Genomic DNA, 23,372 nt, shown 5'->3' with positions numbered 1-23,372 from the left:
CGCCGGCCATGGTGCGGTGGGGCGCCATCAGCGGGACCAGGGAGGGGTGGCGCAGGACATGGGCGGTGAGGGCGCGCCGGTTCGGCGCCGGGGCCAGCATCATCGGCGCCTCGAAGGCGTCGAACAGCCGGGCCATGTCGGCGGCGAAGGCCCGGTACTGCCGCGCCGCCTTCGCCCCGGCGAAGGCCGCGATGGCCGCGGCGCTGTCGCCCGGGTCGGCGAAGAGGTCGAGCCTGCTGCCGTCCCTCCAGAAGTGGCGGGCGAGGAGCGGCTCGGGGTCGAGCGTGACGTGGTCCTCCAGCCGCTCGCCCACGTCGGCGAAGAGGCGGTCCAACACCGGGCGCAGGGTCAGCACCGTCGGCCCCGCATCGACCGGGCCGGCGGCGGAGGGCAGGGTGCGCATCTTGCCGCCGACATGGGCGTGGCTGTCGAGCAGTGTGACATCGAAGCCGCCGTGGGCGAGGCGAAGGGCCGCCGAAAGCCCGCCGAGGCCCGCCCCGATGACGACAAGGGAGTCGCTGTGTGTCATGGAGGGGAGTGTTGACTCGGATCCCGAACGTGTCCACTGTAATTTACAGATGTGTCAGTCTGACCTGACACACTCCCGTCATGTGCCGCAGGAGAGACCCCATGTCCCTGAATGCCCGGATCGAGGCCGCGATTTCCCAGGCGATCCGCGCCGGACAGGGGGGCGCCGCGCCGCCGCGCCTGGCCCAGGCGCTGGACTACGCGGTGACGCCGGGCGGGGCGCGGATCCGCCCGACCATCTGCATGAGCGTGGCGCTGGCCTGCGGCGACGACCGCCCGGCGCTGACCGATGCGGCGGCCACGGCGCTGGAGCTGATCCACTGCGCCTCGCTGGTGCATGACGACCTGCCCTGCTTCGACGATGCCGACATGCGGCGCGGCAAGCCCGCGGTGCACCGCGCCTTCTCGCAGCCGCTGGCGGTGCTGACCGGGGACAGCCTGATCGTCATGGCCTTCGAGGTGCTGGCCCGCGCCGCCGGCAGGGATGCCGGAAAGGACGCCGGGCGCGCGGTGGAGCTGATCCGCATCCTCGGCGCGCGCACGGGGATGCCGGGCGGCATCTGCGCCGGGCAGGGCTGGGAGAGCGAGCCGCAGATCGACCTGTCGGCCTATCACCGGGCGAAGACCGGGGCGCTGTTCATCGCCGCGACGCAGATGGGCGCGGCGGCGGCGGGGCAGGATCCCGAACCCTGGGAGGAACTCGGCGCGCGGATCGGCGAGGCCTTCCAGGTGGCCGACGACCTGCGCGACGCGCTTTACGATGCCGAGACGCTGGGCAAGCCGGTGGGCCAGGACGGGCTGCACGGGCGGCCGAACGCGGTGGCCGAACTGGGCGTGCAGGGCGCGATCCGGCGGCTGAAGGACATCCTGGGCGGCGCCATCGCCTCGATCCCCTCCTGCGCGGGAGAGGCGATGCTGGCCGCCATGGTCCGCAAGTATGCCGAGCGGCTGACCCCCGTGGCGCCGGTGCGCGCGGGCGAGTGAGTGGCCGGCGGCGGCGCAGCGCGGCGGGGCACGAGGCAGGGAGGCCCCGATGGCCGGTGTGAATTTCCACGTTCCCCACGACCTGGACGTCGAGGAGGCGGCGGCGCGGCTGCTGGCCGGTCTGCCGAAGCTCGAACGCTCGATCCCCGGGGGCGGGCAGGTCGCGGCCGAGCGAGTCGGTGCGGACGGGATGCACCTGACCATCGGCGTCATGGGCCAGAAGATCGTGGTGCGGTCGGTGCTGACGGAAGAGGCCGTGAGTGGCACGGTCGAGGTGCCGATGATGCTGTCGATGATGCGGATGCAGATCGCCGAGGAGGTCGAGCGCTCGGTCGGGCGGATGCTGGCGAAGCCGGTGGCGTGACCGGCGGGCGCGTCGCGGGGTGGCGGGCGTGGAGGGGGCTCTGCCCCCGCCCTTCGGGCCCCCCGGGATATTTGGAAAGCAAAGATGGCGGATGAGGCCGCCAAGGACGGGCCATCCGCCCCGCGGCGGGCGCGGCGGCTGTTCGCCTGGCGCAACCGGCTGGCGGCGTCGCGGCGGTTCCAGAGCGCGAGTTCGGGCTTCCTGCTGACGCGGGGCCGGGCCCGGCGCGAGGGGCAGGCGCTGTTCGACATCGTCGCGGGCTTCGCGCAGTCGCAGGTCCTGATGGCGCTGGTCGAGCTGCGGGTGCTGCACCGGCTCTTGGAGCGGCAGGCGACGCCCGAGGATATCGCGGGGGAGGTGGCGGTGCCGGTCGAGCGGCTGCGGGTGCTGCTCCAGGCCGGCGCGGCGCTGAAGCTGCTGGAGGTGCGCCACGGCGCCTATCGCACCGCTCTGCGCGGCGCGGCGCTGCTGGGGGTGCCCGGGCTGGAGGCCATGATCCGGCATCACGACGTGCTTTACCGCGACCTCGCCGATCCGGTGGCCTTCTTCCGGGGCGAGACCGAGACCGAGCTGGCGGGGTTCTGGCCCTATGTCTTCGGGGCGGCGGCGGCGGAGGATCCGGAGCTGGCCGCGCGATACTCGGGGCTGATGACCGAGAGCCAGGCGCTGGTGGCGGAGGAGACGCTGCGCCATGTGCCGCTGCGCGACGTCGACCACCTGCTGGACATCGGCGGTGGCACCGGCGCCTTCCTGCGCCATGCCGGGCGGCTCTATCCGGGGCTGGAGATGACGCTGTTCGACCTGCCCGCCGTGGTGCCGGTGGCCGAGGCGGCCTTCGACGCGGCGGGGATGGCGGAGCGGGTGCGCGTCGTCGGCGGTTCGTTCCGGGACGATCCGCTGCCCGCGGGCGCGGATGCGGTGAGCCTGGTGCGCGTGCTCTACGATCATTCCGACGCGACGGTCGAGGCGCTGCTGGCCGCGGTCTTCGCCGCGCTGCCCCCCGGCGGGCGGCTGATCGTCTCGGAGCCGATGTCGGGCGGGGCCGCGCCGGACCGGGTGGGCGACGTCTATTTCGCGCTCTACTGCCTTGCGATGCGGACCGGGCGCGTGCGCTCGGCCGACGAGATCTGCGACATGGTCGAGGCGGCGGGATTCGAGAGCATCGAGTCGCCCTCGACCGACCGGGCCTTCGTCACCTCCGTCGTCCTGGCGCGAAAGCCCGGCCGCAAGGACTGATCGGGCGGGCAAGTCTCCGACTGTCTAAATGGATTGACAGTTTGATGTGTCAGATTAAAGTGACACATGCGGAGACGCGAAACAGCGCACCGACTCGCACCGAAGATCCAGGGAGGGCTCAACGTGCACACCACTGCCGTGATCATGACCGCCCCCGGAGATATCGGTCTGGCCGACGTGGCGCTGAACCCGCCGGGGCCGGGCGACCTGGTGATCGAGGTCAGCCACTCGGGAATCTCCACCGGCACGGAAAAGCTGTTCTGGAACGGCCGGATGCCGCGGTTTCCGGGCATGGGTTATCCCCTTGTGCCGGGTTACGAGGCCACGGGCGAGGTCGTGGAGGCCCCGGCCGGATCGGCCTTCCGCCTCGGCCAGCGGGTCTTCGTGCCCGGCGCCGACTGCTTCGGCGGGGTGCGCGGGCTGTTCGGCGGCGCCTCGCGCCGCCTCGTCACCCCGGCCGAGCGCGTCGTGCGAATCGACCCGGCGCACAAGGCGGAGGGCGCGCTGCTGGCGCTGGCGGCCACGGCGCTGCACGCGATGTCAGGCAAGGTTGACACCCTGCCCGAGCTGATCGTCGGCCACGGCGTCGTCGGGCGGCTGCTGGCGCGGCTGACCATGGCGCTTGGCGCGCCCGCGCCGGTGGTCTGGGAGATCGACCCGGCCCGCCGCCACGGCGCCACCGGGTACGACGTGATCTCGCCCGAGGCGGAGTCGCGGCGCGGCTACGGCGCGATCTACGATGCCTCGGGGCAGGCCTCGGTCATCCCCGAGCTGATCGGGCGCCTGACGAAGGGCGGCGAGATCGTGCTGGCCGGCTTCTACGCCGACCCGATCTCCTTCGCCTTCCCGCCCGCCTTCATGAAGGAGGCGCGGCTGCGCGTGGCGGCGGAATGGACCCGCGCCGACCTCGAGCGCACCCGCGACCTCGTCGAGTCGGGCGCGCTCTCGCTCGACGGGCTGATCTCGCACACCGCGCCGGCGGGGCAGGCGCCTGCCGCCTATGCGACGGCGTTCGACGACTCCGCCTGCCTGAAAATGATCCTCGACTGGAAAGGCCAGCCATGAGCCTCGACGACCCGAAAACCGTTCCCGACCTGCGGAGCTACGACGCCGCGCTGAAGGCGGAGGCCGCCGAGCCGACGCTGGAGGTGCCCCAGGGCGCGCCGACGTCGAAGACCCAGATCATCGCGATCTACGGCAAGGGCGGCATCGGCAAGTCCTTCACGCTGGCCAACCTCAGCCACATGATGGCCGAGCAGGGCAAGCGGGTGCTGCTGATCGGCTGCGATCCGAAATCCGACACGACCTCGCTGCTGTTCGGCGGCAAGGCCTGCCCGACGATCATCGAGACCTCGACCCGGAAGAAGCTCGCCGGCGAGGAGGTGAAGATCGGCGACGTCTGCTTCAAGCGCGGCGGCGTCTTCGCGATGGAACTGGGCGGGCCCGAGGTGGGCCGTGGCTGCGGCGGGCGCGGGATCATCCACGGCTTCGAACTGCTGGAGAAGCTGGGGTTCCACGACTGGGACTTCGACTATGTCCTGCTCGACTTCCTCGGCGACGTGGTCTGCGGCGGCTTCGGCCTGCCGATCGCGCGGGACATGGCGCAGAAGGTGATCCTGGTCGGGTCGAACGACCTGCAGTCGCTCTACGTGGCGAACAACGTCTGCTCGGCGGTGGAATACTTCCGCAAGCTTGGCGGCAACGTCGGCGTCGCGGGGCTGGTCATCAACAAGGACGACGGTTCGGGCGAGGCGCAGGCCTTTGCCGAGGCGGTGAAGATCCCCGTGCTGGCGGCGATCCCGCAGGACGACGACCTGAGGAAGAAGTCCGCGAACTACCAGATTGTCGGCACGGCGAAATCGCAGTGGGGCGAGTTGTTCGCGGGGCTGGCCGAGGCGGTGGCGAGTGCGCCGCCGGTCCGCCCGAAGCCGCTGGACCAGGACGGGCTTCTGGGCCTGTTCGACGCCAAGGACACCGGCGGAGATTACCAACTGGTCCCCGCGACCGACACCGACATGCGCGGCAAGAACGCGGCCCCGAAGCAGAGCCTGGAAGTGATCTACGACGATGTTTGACCTCGACCGCCTTTCGGAATTCGAAACCGGCCTCGCCCGGCTCGCGCAGACCCCTGTTTCTTCTTTGTCCAAATACTCACGGCCCGACACTGGCCAAAGGGCGCCCCGTCAACTCGAAGCGCCCGAGGGTGCGGCCGCATGAGTGGCGAGACCACATATGACGCCACGGGCCAGGTCCCGGTGATCGAGGGCGAGGGCCGCGCGTCGGACCTGCCGCAGGACGGCATGGGCTGCCACGCGGGCGCGGCCGAGATGGAGGCGGCGGCGCGCAGGGCGGGCCAGTCCGAGATCCTCGACCGCTATGCGCGGGACTATCCGCAGGGGCCCCACGACAAGCCGCAGTCGATGTGCCCGGCCTTCGGGTCGCTGCGCGTGGGTCTGCGGATGCGGCGGGTGGCGACGGTGCTGTCGGGCTCGGCCTGCTGCGTCTACGGGCTGACCTTCGTGTCGCATTTCTACGGGGCGCGGCGGTCGGTCGGATACGTGCCGTTCAACTCGGAGACGCTGGTGACCGGCAAGCTGTTCGAGGACATCCGCGCCGCGGTCCACGACATGGCCGATCCCGACCGCTACGACGCGATCGTGGTGACGAACCTCTGCGTGCCGACGGCGAGCGGGGTGCCGCTGCGCCTGCTGCCCGAAGAGATCAACGGCGTCCGGATCGTCGGGATCGACGTGCCGGGCTTCGGCATCCCGACCCATGCCGAGGCGAAGGACGTGCTGGCGGGCGCGATGCTGGCCTATGCCCGCAAGGAGGCGATGGCGGGCCCCGTGCAGCGGCCTTCGGGCGGACGGTCCGACCGGCCGCAGCTGGCGCTGTTGGGCGAGATGTTCCCGGCAGACCCGATGATGATCGGCGCGATGCTGGCCCCCATGGGCCTGGCCGCCGGTCCCGTGGTGCCCTGCCGCGAGTGGCGCGAGCTTTACGCCGCGCTCGACTGCGGCGCGGCCGCGGCGATCCATCCGTTCTACACCGCCAGCATGCGGGAGTTTACCGCAGCCGGCCGGCCCATCGTCGGCTCTGCCCCCGTCGGGCGCGACGGCACGGCCGCGTGGCTGGCGAATGTCGGGGCCGCCTTCGGGATCGCCGCCGACAAGGTGGCCGCCGCCCAGAACGCGTTTCTCCCCGCGATCTCCGGCGCGCTGGCGGCCACCCCCATCAAGGGGCGGATCACGCTGTCGGGCTACGAGGGCTCGGAGCTGCTGGTCGCCCGGCTGCTGATCGAGAGCGGGGCGGAGGTGCCTTACGTCGGCACGGCCTGCCCGAGGACCGAGGCCTCGGCCTGGGATCGTGACTGGCTGGAGGCGCGCGGCGTGACGGTGAAGTACCGCGCCTCGCTGGAAGACGATTGCGCGGCGATGGAGGCGATGCAGCCCGACCTTGCCATCGGCACGACGCCGGTGGTGCAGAAGGCGAAGCAGCTGGGCATTCCCGGGCTTTACTTCACCAACCTGATCTCGGCGCGGCCCCTGATGGGACCGGCGGGGGCGGGATCGCTGGCCGAGGTGATCAACGCGGCCATCGCCAACAAGGGGCGGATGGACCGGATGAAGGCCTTCTTCGAGGGCGTGGGCGCGGGCGACACCGCCGGTGTCTGGGAGGGCGCGCCGAACCTGCGCCCCGACTTCCGCGCGCAGCACCAGAAGAAGCTGGACAAGGCCGCCCGCGCCGCCAAGGCGGAGCAGATGATATGACCGGCGAAGATCGCAGATTTTCGCCGTTTGCGCGAAAGCGGGTTTCGCAAGAAACCTGCGTGCGCACCCGGTTGCATGTCCGGGCGGCCCCCACCCCGGCCCTCCCCCCTGCAGGGGGAGGGAGACTGTGCGCCGCGGTGTCGTCGGCTCCGGGTGATCTGGCATTCCGCCGTGAGTATTTGGGCAAAGAAGAAGCAGGGGAGGTGTCCCCGTGCTGATCCAGGACCACGACCGGGCGGGCGGTTACTGGGGCGCGGTCTATGCCTTCTGCGCCGTGAAGGGGTTGCAGGTGGTGATCGACGGGCCCGTGGGCTGCGAGAACCTGCCGGTGACATCCGTGCTGCATTACACCGACGCGCTGCCGCCGCACGAGTTGCCGATCGTGGTGACGGGCCTGGGCGAGGGCGAGATGGGCTCGGGCACCGAGGAGGCGATGAAGCGCGCCTGGGAGGTGCTGGATCCGGCGCTTCCGGCGGTGGTCGTCACCGGCTCGATCGCCGAGATGATCGGCGGCGGGGTGACGCCCCAGGGCACCAACATCCAGCGCTTCCTGCCTCGCACCATCGACGAGGACCAGTGGGAGGCCGCCGACCGGGCGATGACCTGGATCTTCACCGAGTTCGGCATGACCAAGGGGCGGATGCCGCCGGAGAAGACGCGCGAGGCGGGGGCGAAGCCCCGGGTCAACATCCTCGGGCCGATGTACGGCACGTTCAACTCGGCCAGCGACCTGCACGAGATCCGCCGCCTGGTCGAGGGGATCGGCGCCGAGGTCAACATGGTGATGCCGCTCGGGGCGCATCTGGCCGAGATGCGCAACCTCGTGAACGCCGACGTCAACATCTGCATGTACCGCGAGTTCGGCCGGGGCCTCTGCGAATGCCTCGGCAAGCCCTACCTGCAGGCGCCGATCGGGATCGAGAGCACGGTGGCCTTCCTGCGGAAGCTGGGCGTGCTGCTGGAGCTGGATGTCGAGCCCTTCATCGAGCGCGAAAAGCATTCGACGATCAAGCCGGTCTGGGACCTGTGGCGCTCGGTCACGCAGGATTTCTTCTGCACCGCGAGCTTCGCCATCGTCGCGAACGAGACCTATGCCCGCGGCGTGCGCAAGTTCCTGGAGGACGACCTGGGCCTGCCCTGCGCCTTCGCGGTGGCGCGGGTGGCCGGGAAGAAGACCAACAACGAGGAGGTGCGCTCGCTGATGGCGGCGAAGCGGCCGCTGATCGTGATGGGGTCGATCAACGAGAAGATGTACCTCGCCGAGCTGAAGGGCGGCCACGGGCCGAGCCCGGCCTTCCTGCCCGCCTCCTTCCCCGGCGCCGCGATCCGGCGCGCCACCGGCACCCCCTTCATGGGCTTCGCCGGGGCGACCTACCTGGTGCAGGAGGTGTGCAACGGGCTGTTCGACGCGCTGTTCCACATCCTGCCGCTCGGCTCGGAGATGGACGCGGCCGAGGCGACGCCGACGACGCTGCGCCGCGACTTCCCCTGGGATGCCGACGCGCAGGCGGCGCTGGACCGGATCGTCGCCGAGCATCCCGTGCTGACCCGCATTTCCGCCGCGAAGTCCCTGCGCGACGCCGCCGAACGGTCGGCGCTGGCGCAGGGGGCCGAGCGGGTGGTGCGCGAAACCGTAGAGGCGCTGTCGAAGGCGCCCGCGGCACAGAAGACGACCGCGCCGAGGCGCGACCAACAGGGAGAGAGACGATGAGCGATTTCACCTCCGACAGCCCGATGCACGCGCAGGCGAAGCACCAGCGCGCGCCCCGGGCCGAGTTCTACGCCTATTTCGCGATCATCTTCCTGGCGACGCTGCCGCTCTCGTGCCTGACCTGGGCGCTGTCGGCGCTGCGCCAGATGACGATCCCGAGGAAGGGGCCGATCGCCCGCGCCTGGAGCCAGGCGCGGATCATCACCCCGATGATCTTCTCGGCCTGACTTCGGGCCGGACCACCATTTTGCCCCTCCAAGGCGGGGGGTGAAGTCCGGCAGGGCGCTCCTGCCGGGACCCGGCCGCGGGGATCCGCGGCGTCAGCTTTACGATCCAGAGGAGAGTAACAATGGCTGATAGAACCGACCTGTCGTTCACAGGTCTTACCGACGAGCAGGCGCAGGAATTGCACTCCGTCTACATGAGCGGGCTCTGGCTGTTCTCAGCCGTTGCCGTCGTCGCTCACCTGGCGGTTTTCATCTGGAAACCGTGGCTCTGAAGGAGATCTGAGAAATGGCAAAATTCTACAAGATCTGGCTCATCTTCGACCCCCGCCGCGTGTTCGTGGCCCAGGGCGTCTTCCTGTTCCTGCTGGCGGCGATGATCCACCTCGTCCTGCTCAGCACCGGGGCGGACGGCTACAACTGGTTCGAGATGGTCAAGCAGGAAACGGCCGCGGGCGAGTGACGGGGCGCCGCCTTCGCGCGGCGCATCGGACGGTCGCGGACCAGCAGCTGCGGGCGGCGCGCCCAGCGTGTCGCCCCGGCAAATCAACACATGCGAAGGCCGCATGACGCGCGGGGCACCGCGGGCCACGGCCGCAGAGCGGAGAGGGAAGTATGGCACTGCTCAGCTTCGAACGTAAATATCGCGTGCCCGGCGGCACGCTTGTCGGCGGCGATCTGTTCGACTTCTGGGTCGGTCCTTTCTTCGTCGGCTTCTTCGGCGTCACGACCGTCTTCTTTGCCGGTCTCGGCACCATCCTGGTGTTCTACAGCGCCACGCTGCAGGGCACCTGGAACCCCTGGCTGATCTCGGTCAACCCGCCCGCGATCTCCTACGGACTCGGCGCGGCGCCGCTGGCCGAGGGGGGGCTCTGGCAGATCATCACCATCTGCGCCCACGGCGCCTTCATCAGCTGGGCGCTGAGGGAGGTCGAGATCTGCCGCAAGCTCGGCATCGGCTACCACGTGCCGGTCGCCTTCGCCTTCGCGATCCTCGCCTACACGACGCTGACGGTGATCCGCCCTGTCCTGCTGGGCGCCTGGGGGCACGGCTTTCCCTACGGGATCTGGAGCCACCTCGATTGGGTCAGCTACACCGGCTATCTCTACGGCAACTTCCACTACAACCCGGCCCACATGGTGGCGGTGACGTTCTTCTTCACCACCTGCTTCGCGCTGGCGCTGCACGGGTCACTGATCCTGTCGGCGGCCAACCCGGAGAAGGGCAAGACCATGCGCCAGCCGGACCATGAAGACACGTTCTTCCGCGACTTCATCGGCTACTCGATCGGGCCCCTCGGCATCCACCGCCTGGGCCTGCTCCTGGCGCTGAACGCGGGGTTCTGGAGCGCGGTCTGCATCGTGATCTCGGGCACCGTCTGGTTCGACCAGTGGGTCGTCTGGTGGGACTGGTACCTCAACCTGCCCTGGTGGGCTGACCTGTAAGGAGGCTATGCAAATGGCAAGCTATCAGAACATCTTTACACAGGTTCAGGTCCAGGGCCCGCCCGAGATGGGAATGGTCGAGGATGCGGACCTTCGGGACCGCACCACGACCGCCGGCTTCTCCTCGCTCATGGGGTGGTTCGGCAACGCGCAGCTCGGCCCCGTCTACCTCGGGCCGTTCGGCGTGGTCTCGCTCGCCGCGGGGGGGCTGTGGTTCTTCATCGTCGGCATCTCGTTCTGGGTCCAGGCCGATTTCAACCCCGCCCGCTTCCTGCGCGACCTGTTCTACATGGCGCTCGAGCCGCCATCGCCGGAATACGGCCTGTCGCTGAACGCGCCGCTGTTCGAGGGCGGGCTGTGGCTGATCGCGAGCTTCTTCCTGCTCGTCGCCGTGATCAGCTGGTGGATCCGCTCCTATGTGCTGGCGCAGCAGCTGGGGATGGGCAAGCACGTCTGCTACGCCTTCGCCAGCGCGATCTGGCTGTTCCTGGTGCTCGGCCTGATCCGGCCGATCCTCATGGGATCCTGGTCCGAGGCGGTGCCCTACGGCATCTTCCCGCACCTCGACTGGACGAACCTGTTCTCGCTCAGCTACGGCAACCTGTTCTACAACCCGTTCCACGGTCTCAGCATCGCCTTCCTCTACGGCTCGGCCCTGCTGTTCGCCATGCACGGGGCGACGATCCTCGCCGTCTCCCGCTTCGGCGGCGACCGCGAGCTTGAGCAGATCGCCGACCGCGGCACGGCTTCGGAACGGGCGGGCCTGTTCTGGCGCTGGACCATGGGCTTCAACGCCACGATGGAGGGCATCCACCGCTGGGCCTGGTGGTTCGCGGTCCTGACCACGCTCACGGGCGGCATCGGGATCCTGCTGACCGGCACCGTGGTCGACAACTGGTTCATCTGGGCGCAGGAGCACGGATACGGCGCGGCCGAGAACTATGTCCCGGCGCAGACCGCAGAAGACTTCAAGTACTATCTGCCCCCGGCGAAGGAGTGACGGACCATGGCTGACAAGTCCCCCAATGCGAAGTGGTACCTGGAAGGCAACGAACCCAGCCTGAAGATGTGGATCTTCACCCAGATGTCCCTTGGCGCGATCTATGCCGCCTGCGTGTTCTTCGGCGTCATCGCCCTGATCCTCATCCTCCGCGCGATCAGCGGCTGGCTGCCCGAGGATCCCTATGCCGCGCTCGACACGGGCAAGGCCGTCCTGGGCGCGTTCGCATGAGTTCGCCCGGGCCGTGGTCCGCCGCGGCCCGGGCTTCACGGATCGCACCCTTTTCCCGGGGTGCGGTACCTCGGGGTTCCTGACCCCGGTTCCCTCCTGTTGGCTACAGGAACTGCGCCGCAGAGCGTAACGTCTCTGCGGCGCATCTTCCCGGGGCCGCGGGAGGGCCAATCTCCAGACCGGAGGCTGCCATGACCCGTCCCGCCACACCGACCCTCGACCGCATCGCCGGGCCCGCCGACCTGAAGGGGCTGCCCGACGCCACCCTCGCCACCCTGGCGCGGGAGCTGCGCGAGGAGGTCATATCGGCCGTCTCCGTCACCGGCGGCCATCTCGGATCCTCCCTCGGGGTGGTCGAGCTGACGGTGGCGCTGCACGCGGTGTTCAACACGCCCCACGACAAGCTGATCTGGGACGTCGGGCACCAGTGCTATCCCCACAAGATCCTGACCGGGCGGCGCGACCGCATCCGCACCCTGCGCCAGAAGGACGGTCTGTCGGGCTTCACCAAGCGCAGCGAGTCCCGCCACGACCCGTTCGGCGCCGCCCATTCCTCGACCTCGATCTCGGCCGCGCTCGGCTTTGCGGTGGGGCGCGACATGGGGCAGTCGACCGGCGACGCGATCGCGGTGATCGGCGACGGCTCGATCTCGGCCGGGATGGCCTACGAGGCGCTGAACAATGCCGGGTCCGAGGGGCGGCGGCTGTTCGTGATCCTGAACGACAACGAGATGAGCATCGACACCCCCGTCGGCGCGATGTCGGCCTATCTCTCTGGGCTCTGGGCGAAGACGCCGCTGCACCAGATGGCCGAGGGGTTCGAGGCGGCGCTGCCCGGCCCCCTCCGCGACCACGCGCGGCGCGCGCGCCAGCTGATGACCGGCGCGCCGGGGCAGGGGACGCTGTTCGAGCAGCTGGGCTTCACCTATGTCGGACCCGTGGACGGACATGACATGGGGCAGCTCCTGGCGGTGCTGCGGGCGGCGAAGGCGCGGGCCAGGGGGCCGGTACTGATCCACTGCTGCACGGTGAAGGGCAAGGGCTACAGCTTTGCCGAGGCGGCGGCGGACAAGTACCACGGCGTCGCGAAGTTCGACGTGGTCTCGGGCGCGCAGGCCAAGGGCAGCTCCAACGCCCCGGCCTATACCAAGGTCTTCGGCGAGGCGCTGACGGCCGAGGCGTCGCGCGATCCCGCCATCGTCGCGGTGACGGCGGCGATGCCCACGGGCACCGGCACCGCGATCATGGCGAAGCGGTTTCCGGGCCGGGTGTTCGACGTCGGCATCGCGGAACAGCACGGCGTCACCTTCGCGGCCGGCCTGGCGGCCAGCGGGCTGAAGCCGTTCTGCGCCATCTACTCGACCTTCCTGCAACGCGGCTACGACCAGATCGTGCATGACGTGGCGCTCCAGAAGCTGCCGGTGCGCTTCGCCATCGACCGCGCCGGGCTGGTGGGCGCCGACGGGGCGACCCATGCGGGCGCCTTCGACATTGCCTACCTGGCGAATCTGCCGGGCTTCACCGTGATGGCCGCGGGGGACGAGGCGGAACTGGTGCACATGGTCGCCACCGCCGCCGCCTTCGACGAGGGGCCGATCGCCTTCCGCTATCCCCGCGGCGAGGGGGTGGGGGTCGAGCTGCCCGAGCGGGGCGAGGTGCTGGAGATCGGGCGCGGCCGGATCGTGGCCGAGGGCACGCAGGTCGCGCTGCTGTCCTATGGCGCGCACCTGTCGGAGTGCCGTCTGGCGGCCGAGGCGCTGGAGGCGCGCGGGATCTCGGTGACGGTGGCCGACGCGCGTTTCGCCAAGCCGCTGGACACCGACCTGATCGAGCGTCTGGCGCGCGAACATGCGGCGGTGGTCACGGTGGAGCAGGGGGCGCGGGGCGGTTTCGGCGCCATGGTGCTGCACCACCTCGCTGCGCGGGGGCTCTTGGACCGGGGGCTACGCATCCGCACCCTGACCCTGCCCGACCGCTTCATCGAGCAGGCGAGCCCGGCCGAGATGTACGCCGACGCGGGGCTGACGGCGCAGGACATCGTTGCCGGGGCGCTTGACGCGCTCGGGGTGGCGATGCCGGAGTTCGGGGTGCGGCGCGCCTGAGCGCGGTTGCAAGCGGGGAGGTCGGCGGTGCCGCGCCCCTCCCCGGACGCCTTCGGCAGTGACGCCCCTCAGATCCCCCGCCGCCGGTCCAGCCGTTCGTGCAGGATCCGAACCACCTCCAGCCGCCCGCCCGCGACGCGGTACAGGACCAGGTGCGGCGCGTGGACGGCAAGGCGGAGGCCCTCGCCCAGCTCCGGCTCGGCGCGGCCGAGAAGCGGATCGGTGCAGAGCAGGCGGCAGAGGCGGTCGACGGAGCCGGCATAGCGGTCGGCCTGCGCGACCCCCCAGCGGCCCGCGCCGAAGCGCCAGATCGCGGTCAGGTCGGACAGGGCGGCGGGGCGGAAGACCAGGCGAAGGGGCTCAGCCCTCATGCAGGCGGTGCATCTCGGCGCGGAAGTCGTCGATGTCGAAGGGTTCGGCCGCGCCGCTCGCCAGTCCTTCCTCGACCAGCGCGCGCAATCCGGCGGTGGCTTCCTGCCGCTCGAGATCGCGGCGGATCAGGTCGCGGACGTAGTCGGACACGTTGGCATAGCGTCCGCCCTTCGCCTGCGCCTCGGCGAAGGCCTTCATCGGTTCGGGAAGCGAGACGTTCATCGTGGCCATGGCGCGACTCCGGAGCGGCGGGTTTGGCAAAGCCTGCCAAACCCGCCGCCGCCGGTCAATAGACGCGGACCGGCGCGCCGATGTCGACCATCTCGTAAAGGCCGATCACATGCTCGTTCTTCAGCCGGATGCAGCCCGAGGAGACGGCGGTGCCGATGGTCCAGGGCTGGGGCGTGCCGTGGATGCGGTAGTGCGTGTCGCGCCCGCCGCTGTAGAGGTACATCGCCCGCGCCCCCAGCGGATTGTCCGGGCCGCCCGGCATCCCGCCCGCATACTTGCCGTACTTCTCGGGCTCGCGGCGGATCATGTTCTTCGTGGGCGTCCAGCTGGGCCACTCGACCTTGCGCCGGATCGTGGCGCGGCCCTTGTAGTTGCGCCCCTGCTCGCCGACCGCGACGTGGTATTCCGTGGCCACCCCGGGCTGGGTCACGAAATAGAGCACAAAGTAGTTCGGGAAGATGTGGATGCTGCCCGGCGGCACGTCGTCGCGGATGCGCTTGACGACGGGTTCGAAGCTTTCGGGGGTGGTGTGGGGGGGCCCGACGTGGGCCTTGACACCCAGGGGGGCGAGCGCGACCAGCGCCGTCCCCGTCTGGATGAAATGACGACGTGTAAGCATGGCAGTCCTTCAACAGTCGTTCAGAGGGGTCTTGCAACCGGCATGACACCGGGTTGTCCGGGTATCAACGTGCAGCGTGGCGGATTTATGCCAAATGCGGTAACGCCGACACGATCACAGTTTCGTCACCTCAGACCGGGACCAGCCCCGCGAACAGGCTTTCGCGATGCTCGGCCAGGTAGATCCGGAGCCAAGGGGTGAAGCGTTCGGGCCTGCGCTGCGTCTCGGCCACCAGCTCGGCCAGGCCGGTCCAGCGCGTCTCGGCCACCTCTTCGGGGTTCGGGGCGATCCTCAGGCCCTTCGGCGCCTCGGCCACATAGAGGTCCACCACCTCGTGCTCGGTCAGCCCGTTGCCGACGTCGGCGCGATACTCGATCCGGTCGCGGTGGACGGGGGCAAGGCCGGTGATCCCCAGCTCTTCCTCGAGCCGCCGCATGGCGCAGTCGGCGGGATCCTCGCCCCAGGCGGGGTGGGTGCAGCAGGTGTTCGCCCAGAGCCCCGGCGTGTGGTACTTCGTCAGTGCGCGGCGTTGCAGCAGCGCCCGCGCCCCGTCCATGACGAAGACCGAGACCGCCGGATGGCGCAGCCCGCGGCGGTGCACCTCGAGCTTGTCCACGGGGGTCAGGGTGCCGTCGACATAGGCGGGGATCGGATCGGTCATGCGTAGGTTTCCGGGACGAGTCGCGTCAGGTGGGCCAGGTTCTTCAGGCCGATGCGGATGTGCGCCATGGGACGCGCCGCGACCAGCTTCTTGTTCATGTAGGCCTCGAAGGTCAACCTTTGCACGTCGACATCGTGACACAGGGAGACGAAGCGCTCGCGCCGCTCGTCCGACCTGTAATAGGCGTCCTGCATCGAGCGCAGGACCTTGAACACCATCTTGTGCTCCTTCATGAACAGCTTGCGCGCCAGCGCGAGGTCGCGCGCCCGCCCCGAGGCGAGCGCGGCGATGGCCGCGGTGGCGGCGACCCGGCCGCCGACCATTGCATAATAGATGCCCTCGCCGCTGCTGGGCGCGACGACGCCCGCGGCATCGCCGGCCAGCACCACGTCGCGCCCGTTGTCCCACCTGTCCATCGGGCGCAGCGGGATCGGCGCGCCCTCGCGGCGGATCGTCTCGCAGCCCGTCAGCCCGGCCGAGACGCGCAGGTCGGCGGTGGCCTTCTTCAGGTCGATCCCGTCGATCCCGGTGCCCATGCCCACCGACAGCTGGTCGCCGTGGGGGAAGACCCAGCCGTAGAAGTCGGGGCTGATGCGTCCGTCGTAGATCACGTCGCAGCGCTTCGGATCGTAGGCGCCGTTGATGCAGTGTTCCGACCGCTCCGGCGCCTTCAGGATCTCGTGGTAGGCGATGACGTAGGGAATCCTGTCGCCCCCCGGCACCTCGGCCTTGGCGACGTTCGACCGCGCGCCGTCCGCCCCGATGACCAGCCGCGTCGCCAGGCGGCGGGATTCACCGCTTGCCTTGTCGCGGTAGACGACATGGGTGCCGGTGTCGTCGCGCTCGATCCGCTGGAAGGTGCCGGCCAGGCGGGTGGCCCCGGCCCGGGCGGCGCGGTCGCGCAGGAACTCGTCGAAATGCTCGCGGTCGACCATGCCGACGAAGCCGTTCTCGATCGGGATGTCGACGGCGCGGGAGGTGGGCGAGATCATCCGCGCGGTCGAGATGCGGGCGACGATCTGGCTGTCGGGGATCGCGAAGTCGGCGATCAGCCGCGGCGGGATGGCGCCGCCGCAGGGCTTGATCCGGCCCGCGCGGTCCAGCATCGCCACCTTGCGGCCCGCTTCGGCAAGGTCCTGCGCCGCGGTCGCCCCCGAGGGGCCGCCGCCGATCACCACCACGTCATAGGTCATGGGTCATTCTCCGGGAACGAGGGTTGGCGAGGGGCCCCGCGGGGCGCGCTCCATGATGCGGGCCGCCATCAGGGCGGACGCGGCGAAGAGGGCGGCCTCGACCAGGAAGACCGCGCCGAAGGCCGTGGCGGTGCCGGTGAAAAGCCGGAGCACGTCGACGGCGGCAGCCCCGACCAGCCCGCCGAACCCCGCGGCGACGGCCTGCGCCGCACCCCAGAGGCCCATCCGCGTGCCTTCGCGTTCGCCGCGCCCTTCGCCCGCCAGCGCCATCATCGAGCCGATGGCGGCCACCGCGAAGACCCCGTTGAACAGCCCGAGGGCGACGGTGGCGGGCAGCAGCAGCGGCGTGCCGGTCTGTCCGATAACCGTAATTATGATAAGCGAGGCTGCCGAGCCGAGGCAGCCCGCGATCACCCAGGTCCGCAGCGCGCCAAGCTTCAGCCCCGTCGCCGCGATGCCGACCAGCAGCATGCCGACGAAGACGCCGCCGTTCTGCGCCCCCGAGAGGCTGGTGGACTGGCCCGGCGTGAAGGCGAAGACGAGGCCCGCGTAGGGTTCGAGGATCAGCTCCTGCATGAAATAGGCGGTCATCGACAGGAAGACGAAGATGGTGAAGGCGCGGGCGCGCGGTTCGGCCCAGACCTCGGCCAGGCCCTGGCGGAAGGGCATCGGATCGGGTTCGCGCACCGCCTGCACGCCGCGCTCGACCCCCCAGGTGGCGAGGATCGTCAGCAGGAAGGCGCCGCCGGTGACGATGCCGACGATTTCCAGCAGCAGTTCGGGCGAGTACGGGTGCAGGAAGGATCCGACCACGCCCGCGGTCACGGCGATGCCGAAGATCATCATCAGCCAGGTGATCGTCGCCGCCGCCGCCCGCCGCCGCGGCGCCGTGGCCGTGGCGAGCAGCGCCAGAAGCGAGGTGCCCGAGGCGCCGACCCCGAGGCCGATCAGCGCATAGGCCAGCACCGAGAGCGCCATGCCGAGCGCGAAGCTGTCGGCCAGCAGCGTCACCGCATAGGCGGCAAGGAAGCCGCCCGTGGCCAGCGCGCCCATGCCGCCGATCATCCAGCGGGTGCGGTTGCCGCCGGTGTCGGACAGGAAGCCCCAGTTCGGGCGGGTGATCTGGATGCCGTAGTGCAGCGCCACCAGCAGCCCCGGCAGAACGGCGGGAAGCGCCAGTTCAACCACCATCAGCCGGTTCAGGGTCGATGTCGTCAGCACCACGACGGCGCCAAGCGCCATCTGCACAAGACCGAGCCTGACGATGGAGAGCCAGCCGAGCGTCATCCGGCACCTCCCACGGAGCGGATCGCGAAGGCCGCGATCATCATGCCGGTGACATAGAGCGAGACGCCGGTCGCGTTGTACCAGGGCGCCTTCGCCTCGGGATCCTTCAGCATCACCCGCATGGCCGCGCACTGGGCCACCAGCAGCACGGCGATGGCAAGGGCGTGCCACGGCCGCCCCCAGATCAGCAGCAGGGCGACCACCAGCGTCTGCGGCAGGGCCATGACGGTGCAAGCGATCTTCGCCGCCACCTCGGGCCCCTTCACCACGGGCAGCGAACGGATGCCGGTCTGCCGGTCGCCCTCGATCGCCTTGAAGTCGTTCAGCGTCATGATGCCATGGGCGCCGATCGCATAGAGCAGAGCGACGATCACCACCGGCGCGGCGGGCGCGCCCGCCGACAGCACCGCGGCGCCAGTGAACCACGGCAGCCCCTCGTAACAGAGCCCCACCAGCCCCGGCCCCCAAAGGCCGGAGCGCTTGAGCCGCACCGGCTCGGCCGAGTAGGCCCAGGCGCCGAGCACGCCGAAGACCGTCGCGCCGAAGCCCCAGGGCCCGAGCTGCCAGCCGAGGGCCAGCGACAGCACCGTCATCACCAGCGCGATGCCCAGACCCCAGCGGCCGGGGATGCGGCCCGACGGGATCGGGCGGCCCGGTTCGTTGATCGCGTCGACGTGGCGGTCGCACCAGTCGTTCGCCGCCTGGCTCATCCCGCAGACCACGGGGCCGGCCAGCACGACGCCCAGCAGCACCATCGGCCAGGCCGACCACGGCGCCACCCCGGCAGAGACGATGCCGCAGAGATAGGCCCACATCGGCGGGAACCAGGTGATCGGCTTGATCAGCTCCAGCATCGAAGCCGGGTCCGGAATCCGCCGCGTATGTAAACCCAAGCTGACAGTCATGGTGTAAACTACACACCCGCGCCGTCAATTTGGCAAGAAGAGTCTCGTCAGGTTGACACTTTTACGCAGGCGCCGCCGGGCGCGGACCCCGCTCCCTGCCGCCAGGGACTGCGCGCCGCGCAGGCGCCGCGGCCCGAAGGATCAGGAGTCGCGGCTGAGCAGCCCGTACTTCCGCAGCTTGACGTAAAGCGACTGGCGCGACAGCCCCAGCATCTCGGCCGCGGCGACGCGGTTGTTGCGGGTCAGCTCCACCGCCGTCTCGATGCACATCTTCTCGACCACGTCGGTCGTCTCCGAGACGATGTCCTTCAGCGTCGCGGTGCCCACCAGATCCATCACCGGCCGCGCCGTCTGGTCGCCGATGGCGACGCCGGGGCCGCGCAGGGCCTCGGCGTGGCCCGCGTCGCGCATCACCAGGACCACGGCGGGATGGGTGCTGCTCTGGAGCCAGGTGGCCGAGATCTCGACCGGCACCTCGACGCCGAAATCGTTGATGAGGCGGCTGGCGAACAGGCGCATCTGCCCCGCCCGCGCGGCATTCTCCACCAGAAGCTTCATGTCGACCGAGCCGCGCGCCAGGAAATCGGACAGCGGCTTGCCCTTCACGATGCTCAGGTGGGCGGCGCCGATCAGCTTCAGGAACGCCTCGTTGCCGGACTGGATGACGCCGTTGCGGTCGGTGAACAGGATCGCGTCGACCCCGTCGCGGTAGAAGGCGCCGAGGTTCTCGCGCAGCGGATCGGCGCCGTTCTGGGCGCTCTCTGCGTTCTCGAACCGGCAGAGCAGCATCCGGTCGCCCGAGGCGCGGAAGATCCGCGGGCTGACCCGCAGCGCCCGCCCCGTCCGCCGCGAGGTCAGCGGCACCGGCGGATGGTCCTCGGCCAGGGCGGCGGCGACGAGGGCATCCAGAAGCTCGCCCCGCTTGCGGTTCTCGAACTCGTTGGCGAGGGGCGTGTCCTTCAGGTCCGACAGGTTCTCGCCCAGCACCATGGCCGCGGCGGCGTTCAGGTCGACGATCCGCCCGGTGCCGAGCGAGACGAAGGCCAGCGCCTCGCGCGTCTCGTCCATCACCACGCGCAGCCGCGTCTCCGAATCGCGCTGCGCCTCGTAATCCCGCTCCAGCGCCAGCTGCGCCTTGACCAGCTGCTGCTGCATCTCCGCGATGGGCCGAAGGTCGCGGCCGAGCAGCAGCAGCCCGCCGTCGGGGCCGACCCGGTGGAAGGAATAGCGCACCGGGAACTCCCACACCGTCCCGTCGGTGTGGTTCAGCTCGATCGCCTTGGTCGAGCTCTTGCCGGTGTTGAACACCTCGAGCTGGGTGTCGAGCTTGGCGACGCTCTCGATGGTCAGGAAATCGCGGATGTCGCGGCCCTGCCAGTGGTCGAGCTGGCCGAAGCTGGCGTGGTTCGGGTTGATCAGCACCGACAGCACCCGGCCCATGTCCGAGATCACCACGGCGATGTCCGAGGCATTCGCGATGATGTCGCCCAGGATATCGGGCCCGATCAGCGGAATCGCACCGCTGGACCAGTACTGTGTGCCGCGCGACGTCATGGCCGAGGTCCGGGAAGTGGTGTCACGGCTCAGCCCCCCGTCCTGGACGGTGGCACGGCGGGCATACGGTCCTTCAGTCCGCACAGCCGGAGCGCCTCGCGGATGTCACTCGATACATGGTCGGCACCTGTCAGGGTCTTCGTCGCTGGCTCTTCCTCCGCCGCGGGCCCACCGACCACGATCGGGACGGGTTCGGCCATCTGGCTGCGCAACATTTTGACGATTGCGCTGATCTGGGCAAGCCTTTCCACGTGCGCGACGGAAATGAACACCGCGTCGAAGGCCTGTTCGCGCAGGATCGCCTGCACTTCGGCCAGCGGCCGCCCGAGAAGCAGGCGCACCGAGACGCCGAGGCGGCGCAGCTGCGAGGTGATGAGCATCGGGCCGAGGGTGTGGTATTCGTCGGCGATGACGATGACCACCACGTTCGGCCCGTCGTCATAGATCCGCGCCCCGACCGACCAGTCTTCCGTCAGCTCGCGCACCACGCCCTGGAGCCGGGCGGCGCCGATGGTGACCTCGGCAAAGCTCATCGTGTCCTCGCACCAGGCGCGGCCCATGCGGCGCGCGACCATCGGCACGTAGAGGTCCGCGATGTCCTCGCGCGCGATGCCGGCCGAGGCCATTTCCCGGATGACGAGATCGCGGTCGTGCTGCCCGCCCTTGCAGACGGCCTGTTCCAGCGCCTGGAGAAAGCGTTCCGACATGCCCGGTGGCTTGCCCGCCCGCCGCGAGGCCAGGACGGACAGCGCCTGGGACGCCAGAGAGCCCACCGATTCGTCCGGTGCGCCCCGCCGCAGTCCTCGTTTCTTGTCCGAATTGTTCGGCATGACGGGATGTCCCCTCCAGCGGGGTTTGCAGCGGTGTCGTGCGGCCGGCCGGATGCCGGGCGCACGGCCGCAAGTCTCCGCCTTTCCCCCCGCAATGTCAAAGGCTATTGACACGGCTTTCCCCTCGCTCATCGACCCCGGCAAAGTGTCGCGGCTCCCTTACAGATAGGGCGGCGCGGCGCAAGGAACAGGGGTCGGTGGCCGGAAGGTGTCAGGTTCGGAGTGTAAGTTTTAATTGACACTCTGACCGGCGGGTGTCTAACTCGACAGGACTCGAGCCCGCCTGGAACCCTGTCCGGAAAGCTGCCATGCGCCCCTCCTCCGACATCCCCGCGCCCGCCATCGCCCGGCTCTACACCCCGGAACAGCGGGCACGCCGGGACGCGACCGCCTGGACCACGGTGCAGGGGATCCTCGCGCCGGTGCAGTTCCTGGTCTTCGCGGTCTCGCTCGGCCTCGTGCTGCGCTTCCTTCTGACCGGCGAGGGCTATGGCGCGGCCACCCTGTCGATCCTGGCGAAGACGCTCTGCCTCTACACGATCATGGTCACCGGCGCGATCTGGGAGAAGCGGGTGTTCGGCCAGTGGCTCTTCGCCCCCGCCTTCTTCTGGGAGGACGTGGTGAGCTTCGGGGTGATCGCGCTGCACACCCTCTATCTCTGGGGGCTCGTCGCCGGCGCCATGGCGCCCGTCGCGCTGATGGCGGTGACGCTGCTGGCCTATGCCGCCTACGTGCTGAACGCGGCGCAGTTCGTGCTGAAGCTGCGCGCGGCGCGGCTGGAGGAAGCGGCCTCGGGCGCCGGCTATGGCGGGGTGACCGCATGAACGACCTCACGCCCCCGACCGGCGGCTGCCGCGACCTGCCCGTCCTGAAGGAACGCGGCCAGCGCGAGGTGTTCTGCGGCCTCACCGGCATCATCTGGCTGCACCGCAAGATGCAGGACGCCTTCTTCCTCGTCGTGGGCAGCCGCACCTGCGCCCACCTGCTGCAATCCGCGGCGGGCGTGATGATCTTCGCCGAACCCCGCTTCGCCACCGCGATCCTGGAAGAGAAGGACCTCGCCGGCCTCGCCGACGCGCAGGAGGAGCTCGACCGCGAGGTGGACCGCCTGCTCGCCCGCCGCCCCGACATCCGCCAGCTGTTCCTCGTCGGCTCCTGCCCCTCCGAGGTCATCAAGCTGGACCTGCACCGCGCGGCCGAGCGGCTGACGGTGAAGCACAGCCCGCACGTGCGGGTGCTGAACTACTCGGGCTCGGGGATCGAGACGACCTTCACGCAAGGGGAGGATGCCTGCCTCGCCTCGATGGTCCCGACCCTGCCGGAAACCGACGCGCGGGAGCTGCTGCTGGTCGGCGCGCTGCCCGACGTGGTCGAGGACCAGGCGCTGGCCCTGCTCTCGGCCATGGGGATCGACCGCGTCCGCTGCCTGCCCGCCCGGCGCAGCGCCGACACGCCCGCGATCGGGGCGAACACCGTCTACGCCCTGACCCAGCCCTTCCTCGGCGATACCCACGCGGCGCTGGAGCGGCGCGGCGCAACCCACATCCCCGCCCCCTTCCCCTTCGGCGAGGAGGGCACCACCGCCTGGCTCTCCGCCATCGCGGGGGAATTCGGCGTCAGCGCCGAGACCTTCCGCAACGTCACCGAAGCCCCCCGCGCCCGCGCGCGGAAGGCCATCGCCGCGGCGACGGAGACGCTGAGGGACAAGTCGCTGTTCTTCTTCCCCGACAGCCAGCTGGAAATCCCGCTTGCCCGGTTCCTGACCCGCGAATGCGGCATGCGCGCGGTCGAGGTCGGCACCCCCTTCCTGCACCGCGCCCTGACCGGCCCCGACCTCGACCTGATGACGCCGGACTTCACCCTCTCCGAAGGCCAGGACGTCGACAGGCAGCTCGACCGCGCCCGCGCCGCGCGGGCCGACCTGACGGTCTGCGGTCTCGGCCTCGCCAACCCGCTGGAGGCGGAGGGGATGGCGACCAAGTGGGCGATCGAGCTCGTCTTCACCCCGGTCCACTTCTACGAACAGGCCGGCGACCTCGCCGCCCTCTTCGCCCGCCCGCTCCGCCGCCGCGCGGCCCTGACGCGGGGGACCCACGCATGACCACGTGTTTCTTCTTTGCCCAA

General features: G+C 70.0%; 26 protein-coding genes. 16 read left to right on the top strand and 10 right to left on the bottom strand.

Annotated features, from left to right (window positions below; translation table 11 throughout):
- The coding region (locus tag A7B20_RS16670) for a phytoene desaturase family protein (RefSeq protein WP_157937713.1) at positions 1 to 529 on the bottom strand (529 nt) is incomplete at its 3' end.
- Between the two features lie 101 nt (positions 530 to 630).
- Between A7B20_RS16670 and A7B20_RS16665 the strand changes: the two genes are divergently transcribed.
- The 14 genes from A7B20_RS16665 (at position 631) to dxs (ending at position 13,596) form a co-directional block, all read left to right on the top strand.
- Positions 631 to 1,512, top strand: a complete 882-nt coding sequence (locus A7B20_RS16665; protein ID WP_102109718.1) for a polyprenyl synthetase family protein — start codon at positions 631 to 633, stop codon at positions 1,510 to 1,512.
- A 49-nt stretch (positions 1,513 to 1,561) separates the two neighbouring features.
- A complete protein-coding gene (locus tag A7B20_RS16660) occupies positions 1,562 to 1,876 on the top strand; it encodes a polyhydroxyalkanoic acid system family protein (RefSeq protein WP_102109717.1) in 315 nt (104 codons plus the stop codon).
- Between the two features lie 84 nt (positions 1,877 to 1,960).
- Complete coding sequence (locus A7B20_RS16655) at positions 1,961 to 3,112, top strand: methyltransferase (RefSeq protein ID WP_102109716.1); 1,152 nt, start codon at positions 1,961 to 1,963, stop codon at positions 3,110 to 3,112.
- A gap of 123 nt (positions 3,113 to 3,235) precedes the next feature.
- Complete coding sequence (gene bchC / locus A7B20_RS16650; RefSeq protein WP_102109715.1) at positions 3,236 to 4,177, top strand: chlorophyll synthesis pathway protein BchC; 942 nt, start codon at positions 3,236 to 3,238, stop codon at positions 4,175 to 4,177.
- Positions 4,174 to 5,187 (top strand): chlorophyllide a reductase iron protein subunit X, encoded by a 1,014-nt coding sequence (locus A7B20_RS16645; RefSeq protein WP_102109714.1) that lies wholly within the window; start codon positions 4,174 to 4,176, stop codon positions 5,185 to 5,187. The genes bchC and A7B20_RS16645 overlap by 4 nt, the downstream gene beginning before the upstream one ends.
- Before the next feature lie 138 nt (positions 5,188 to 5,325).
- Positions 5,326 to 6,882 carry a chlorophyllide a reductase subunit Y gene (bchY, locus tag A7B20_RS16640; RefSeq protein WP_102109713.1) on the top strand — a complete coding sequence of 519 codons (1,557 nt, stop codon included), beginning with the start codon at positions 5,326 to 5,328 and terminating at the stop codon, positions 6,880 to 6,882.
- Between the two features lie 211 nt (positions 6,883 to 7,093).
- The gene (gene bchZ, locus A7B20_RS16635; RefSeq protein WP_102109712.1) at positions 7,094 to 8,593 is read left to right on the top strand and encodes a chlorophyllide a reductase subunit Z; all 1,500 of its coding nucleotides are present in this window, start codon (positions 7,094 to 7,096) and stop codon (positions 8,591 to 8,593) included.
- Positions 8,590 to 8,820: a cytochrome PufQ gene (gene pufQ, locus A7B20_RS16630; RefSeq protein WP_102109711.1), complete on the top strand. Its 231-nt coding sequence runs from the start codon at positions 8,590 to 8,592 to the stop codon at positions 8,818 to 8,820. The genes bchZ and pufQ overlap by 4 nt, the downstream gene beginning before the upstream one ends.
- 122 nt (positions 8,821 to 8,942) lie before the next feature.
- Positions 8,943 to 9,092 (top strand): light-harvesting antenna LH1, beta subunit, encoded by a 150-nt coding sequence (gene pufB / locus A7B20_RS16625; RefSeq protein ID WP_102109710.1) that lies wholly within the window; start codon positions 8,943 to 8,945, stop codon positions 9,090 to 9,092.
- Between the two features lie 14 nt (positions 9,093 to 9,106).
- Positions 9,107 to 9,280: a light-harvesting antenna LH1, alpha subunit gene (gene pufA, locus A7B20_RS16620; RefSeq protein WP_102109709.1), complete on the top strand. Its 174-nt coding sequence runs from the start codon at positions 9,107 to 9,109 to the stop codon at positions 9,278 to 9,280.
- Positions 9,281 to 9,432: 152 nt separating this feature from the next.
- On the top strand, positions 9,433 to 10,263 hold the full coding sequence (gene pufL / locus A7B20_RS16615) for a photosynthetic reaction center subunit L (RefSeq protein WP_102109708.1): 831 nt from the start codon (positions 9,433 to 9,435) through the stop codon (positions 10,261 to 10,263).
- A 13-nt stretch (positions 10,264 to 10,276) separates the two neighbouring features.
- Entirely contained in the window at positions 10,277 to 11,263 is a 987-nt protein-coding gene (pufM, locus tag A7B20_RS16610; protein ID WP_102109707.1) for a photosynthetic reaction center subunit M, read from the top strand.
- A 6-nt stretch (positions 11,264 to 11,269) separates the two neighbouring features.
- Positions 11,270 to 11,494 (top strand): RC-LH1 core complex protein PufX, encoded by a 225-nt coding sequence (pufX, locus tag A7B20_RS16605; protein ID WP_102109706.1) that lies wholly within the window; start codon positions 11,270 to 11,272, stop codon positions 11,492 to 11,494.
- Positions 11,495 to 11,685: 191 nt separating this feature from the next.
- Entirely contained in the window at positions 11,686 to 13,596 is a 1,911-nt protein-coding gene (gene dxs / locus A7B20_RS16600) for a 1-deoxy-D-xylulose-5-phosphate synthase (RefSeq protein WP_102109705.1), read from the top strand.
- Between the two features lie 68 nt (positions 13,597 to 13,664).
- On the opposite strand, the gene A7B20_RS16595 is transcribed toward dxs, so the two are convergent.
- The 9 genes from A7B20_RS16595 to A7B20_RS16555 all read right to left on the bottom strand — a co-directional run bounded on the left by A7B20_RS16595 (position 13,665) and on the right by A7B20_RS16555 (position 21,248).
- A complete protein-coding gene (locus A7B20_RS16595; protein WP_102109704.1) occupies positions 13,665 to 13,967 on the bottom strand; it encodes a type II toxin-antitoxin system RelE/ParE family toxin in 303 nt (100 codons plus the stop codon).
- Positions 13,957 to 14,199: a type II toxin-antitoxin system ParD family antitoxin gene (locus A7B20_RS16590; protein WP_102109703.1), complete on the bottom strand. Its 243-nt coding sequence runs from the start codon at positions 14,197 to 14,199 to the stop codon at positions 13,957 to 13,959. The genes A7B20_RS16595 and A7B20_RS16590 overlap by 11 nt, the downstream gene beginning before the upstream one ends.
- Before the next feature lie 55 nt (positions 14,200 to 14,254).
- A complete protein-coding gene (locus A7B20_RS16585) occupies positions 14,255 to 14,818 on the bottom strand; it encodes a L,D-transpeptidase (RefSeq protein WP_102109702.1) in 564 nt (187 codons plus the stop codon).
- 130 nt (positions 14,819 to 14,948) lie between these two features.
- Positions 14,949 to 15,479, bottom strand: coding sequence for an isopentenyl-diphosphate Delta-isomerase (idi, locus tag A7B20_RS16580; RefSeq protein ID WP_102109701.1), 531 nt, complete (start codon positions 15,477 to 15,479; stop codon positions 14,949 to 14,951).
- The gene (locus A7B20_RS16575) at positions 15,476 to 16,672 is read right to left on the bottom strand and encodes a geranylgeranyl diphosphate reductase (protein WP_102109700.1); all 1,197 of its coding nucleotides are present in this window, start codon (positions 16,670 to 16,672) and stop codon (positions 15,476 to 15,478) included. The genes idi and A7B20_RS16575 overlap by 4 nt, the downstream gene beginning before the upstream one ends.
- 3 nt (positions 16,673 to 16,675) lie before the next feature.
- On the bottom strand, positions 16,676 to 17,959 hold the full coding sequence (locus A7B20_RS16570; protein ID WP_102109699.1) for a BCD family MFS transporter: 1,284 nt from the start codon (positions 17,957 to 17,959) through the stop codon (positions 16,676 to 16,678).
- Entirely contained in the window at positions 17,956 to 18,864 is a 909-nt protein-coding gene (gene chlG, locus A7B20_RS16565; protein ID WP_102109698.1) for a chlorophyll synthase ChlG, read from the bottom strand. The genes A7B20_RS16570 and chlG overlap by 4 nt, the downstream gene beginning before the upstream one ends.
- A 141-nt stretch (positions 18,865 to 19,005) precedes the next feature.
- The gene (ppsR, locus tag A7B20_RS16560; protein ID WP_102109697.1) at positions 19,006 to 20,418 is read right to left on the bottom strand and encodes a transcriptional regulator PpsR; all 1,413 of its coding nucleotides are present in this window, start codon (positions 20,416 to 20,418) and stop codon (positions 19,006 to 19,008) included.
- Between the two features lie 29 nt (positions 20,419 to 20,447).
- On the bottom strand, positions 20,448 to 21,248 hold the full coding sequence (locus tag A7B20_RS16555; RefSeq protein WP_157937712.1) for a cobalamin B12-binding domain-containing protein: 801 nt from the start codon (positions 21,246 to 21,248) through the stop codon (positions 20,448 to 20,450).
- A 308-nt stretch (positions 21,249 to 21,556) separates the two neighbouring features.
- Between A7B20_RS16555 and bchF the strand changes: the two genes are divergently transcribed.
- A complete protein-coding gene (gene bchF / locus A7B20_RS16550; protein WP_102109695.1) occupies positions 21,557 to 22,072 on the top strand; it encodes a 2-vinyl bacteriochlorophyllide hydratase in 516 nt (171 codons plus the stop codon).
- Positions 22,069 to 23,349, top strand: coding sequence for a ferredoxin:protochlorophyllide reductase (ATP-dependent) subunit N (locus A7B20_RS16545; protein ID WP_102109694.1), 1,281 nt, complete (start codon positions 22,069 to 22,071; stop codon positions 23,347 to 23,349). Before bchF ends, A7B20_RS16545 begins: the two co-directional genes overlap by 4 nt.
- The last annotated feature ends 23 nt before the right edge of the window (positions 23,350 to 23,372 follow it).

It is taken from the genome of Oceaniglobus roseus (assembly GCF_002869745.1).
GTDB lineage: Bacteria > Pseudomonadota > Alphaproteobacteria > Rhodobacterales > Rhodobacteraceae > Oceaniglobus > Oceaniglobus roseus.
Note: the sequence above shows the minus strand (reverse complement) of the source record. Positions and strands in the feature narration are given on the sequence as shown.

Bases quoted from the DNA above. Each gene is read 5' to 3' on its own strand.
- dxs (WP_102109705.1), top strand. From the start codon at position 11,686: ATGACCCGTCCCGCCACACCGACCCTCGACCGCATCGCCGGGCCCGCC.
- A7B20_RS16555 (WP_157937712.1), bottom strand. From the start codon at position 21,248: ATGCCGAACAATTCGGACAAGAAACGAGGACTGCGGCGGGGCGCACCG.
- pufA (WP_102109709.1), top strand. From the start codon at position 9,107: ATGGCAAAATTCTACAAGATCTGGCTCATCTTCGACCCCCGCCGCGTG.
- idi (WP_102109701.1), bottom strand. From the start codon at position 15,479: ATGACCGATCCGATCCCCGCCTATGTCGACGGCACCCTGACCCCCGTG.
- A7B20_RS16645 (WP_102109714.1), top strand. From the start codon at position 4,174: ATGAGCCTCGACGACCCGAAAACCGTTCCCGACCTGCGGAGCTACGAC.
- A7B20_RS16665 (WP_102109718.1), top strand. From the start codon at position 631: ATGTCCCTGAATGCCCGGATCGAGGCCGCGATTTCCCAGGCGATCCGC.
- chlG (WP_102109698.1), bottom strand. From the start codon at position 18,864: ATGACTGTCAGCTTGGGTTTACATACGCGGCGGATTCCGGACCCGGCT.
- pufL (WP_102109708.1), top strand. From the start codon at position 9,433: ATGGCACTGCTCAGCTTCGAACGTAAATATCGCGTGCCCGGCGGCACG.
- A7B20_RS16660 (WP_102109717.1), top strand. From the start codon at position 1,562: ATGGCCGGTGTGAATTTCCACGTTCCCCACGACCTGGACGTCGAGGAG.
- pufX (WP_102109706.1), top strand. From the start codon at position 11,270: ATGGCTGACAAGTCCCCCAATGCGAAGTGGTACCTGGAAGGCAACGAA.
- A7B20_RS16570 (WP_102109699.1), bottom strand. From the start codon at position 17,959: ATGACGCTCGGCTGGCTCTCCATCGTCAGGCTCGGTCTTGTGCAGATG.
- A7B20_RS16655 (WP_102109716.1), top strand. From the start codon at position 1,961: ATGGCGGATGAGGCCGCCAAGGACGGGCCATCCGCCCCGCGGCGGGCG.
- bchF (WP_102109695.1), top strand. From the start codon at position 21,557: ATGCGCCCCTCCTCCGACATCCCCGCGCCCGCCATCGCCCGGCTCTAC.
- pufM (WP_102109707.1), top strand. From the start codon at position 10,277: ATGGCAAGCTATCAGAACATCTTTACACAGGTTCAGGTCCAGGGCCCG.
- ppsR (WP_102109697.1), bottom strand. From the start codon at position 20,418: ATGACGTCGCGCGGCACACAGTACTGGTCCAGCGGTGCGATTCCGCTG.
- pufB (WP_102109710.1), top strand. From the start codon at position 8,943: ATGGCTGATAGAACCGACCTGTCGTTCACAGGTCTTACCGACGAGCAG.
- A7B20_RS16545 (WP_102109694.1), top strand. From the start codon at position 22,069: ATGAACGACCTCACGCCCCCGACCGGCGGCTGCCGCGACCTGCCCGTC.
- bchY (WP_102109713.1), top strand. From the start codon at position 5,326: ATGAGTGGCGAGACCACATATGACGCCACGGGCCAGGTCCCGGTGATC.
- pufQ (WP_102109711.1), top strand. From the start codon at position 8,590: ATGAGCGATTTCACCTCCGACAGCCCGATGCACGCGCAGGCGAAGCAC.
- A7B20_RS16585 (WP_102109702.1), bottom strand. From the start codon at position 14,818: ATGCTTACACGTCGTCATTTCATCCAGACGGGGACGGCGCTGGTCGCG.
- A7B20_RS16590 (WP_102109703.1), bottom strand. From the start codon at position 14,199: ATGGCCACGATGAACGTCTCGCTTCCCGAACCGATGAAGGCCTTCGCC.
- A7B20_RS16575 (WP_102109700.1), bottom strand. From the start codon at position 16,672: ATGACCTATGACGTGGTGGTGATCGGCGGCGGCCCCTCGGGGGCGACC.
- A7B20_RS16595 (WP_102109704.1), bottom strand. From the start codon at position 13,967: ATGAGGGCTGAGCCCCTTCGCCTGGTCTTCCGCCCCGCCGCCCTGTCC.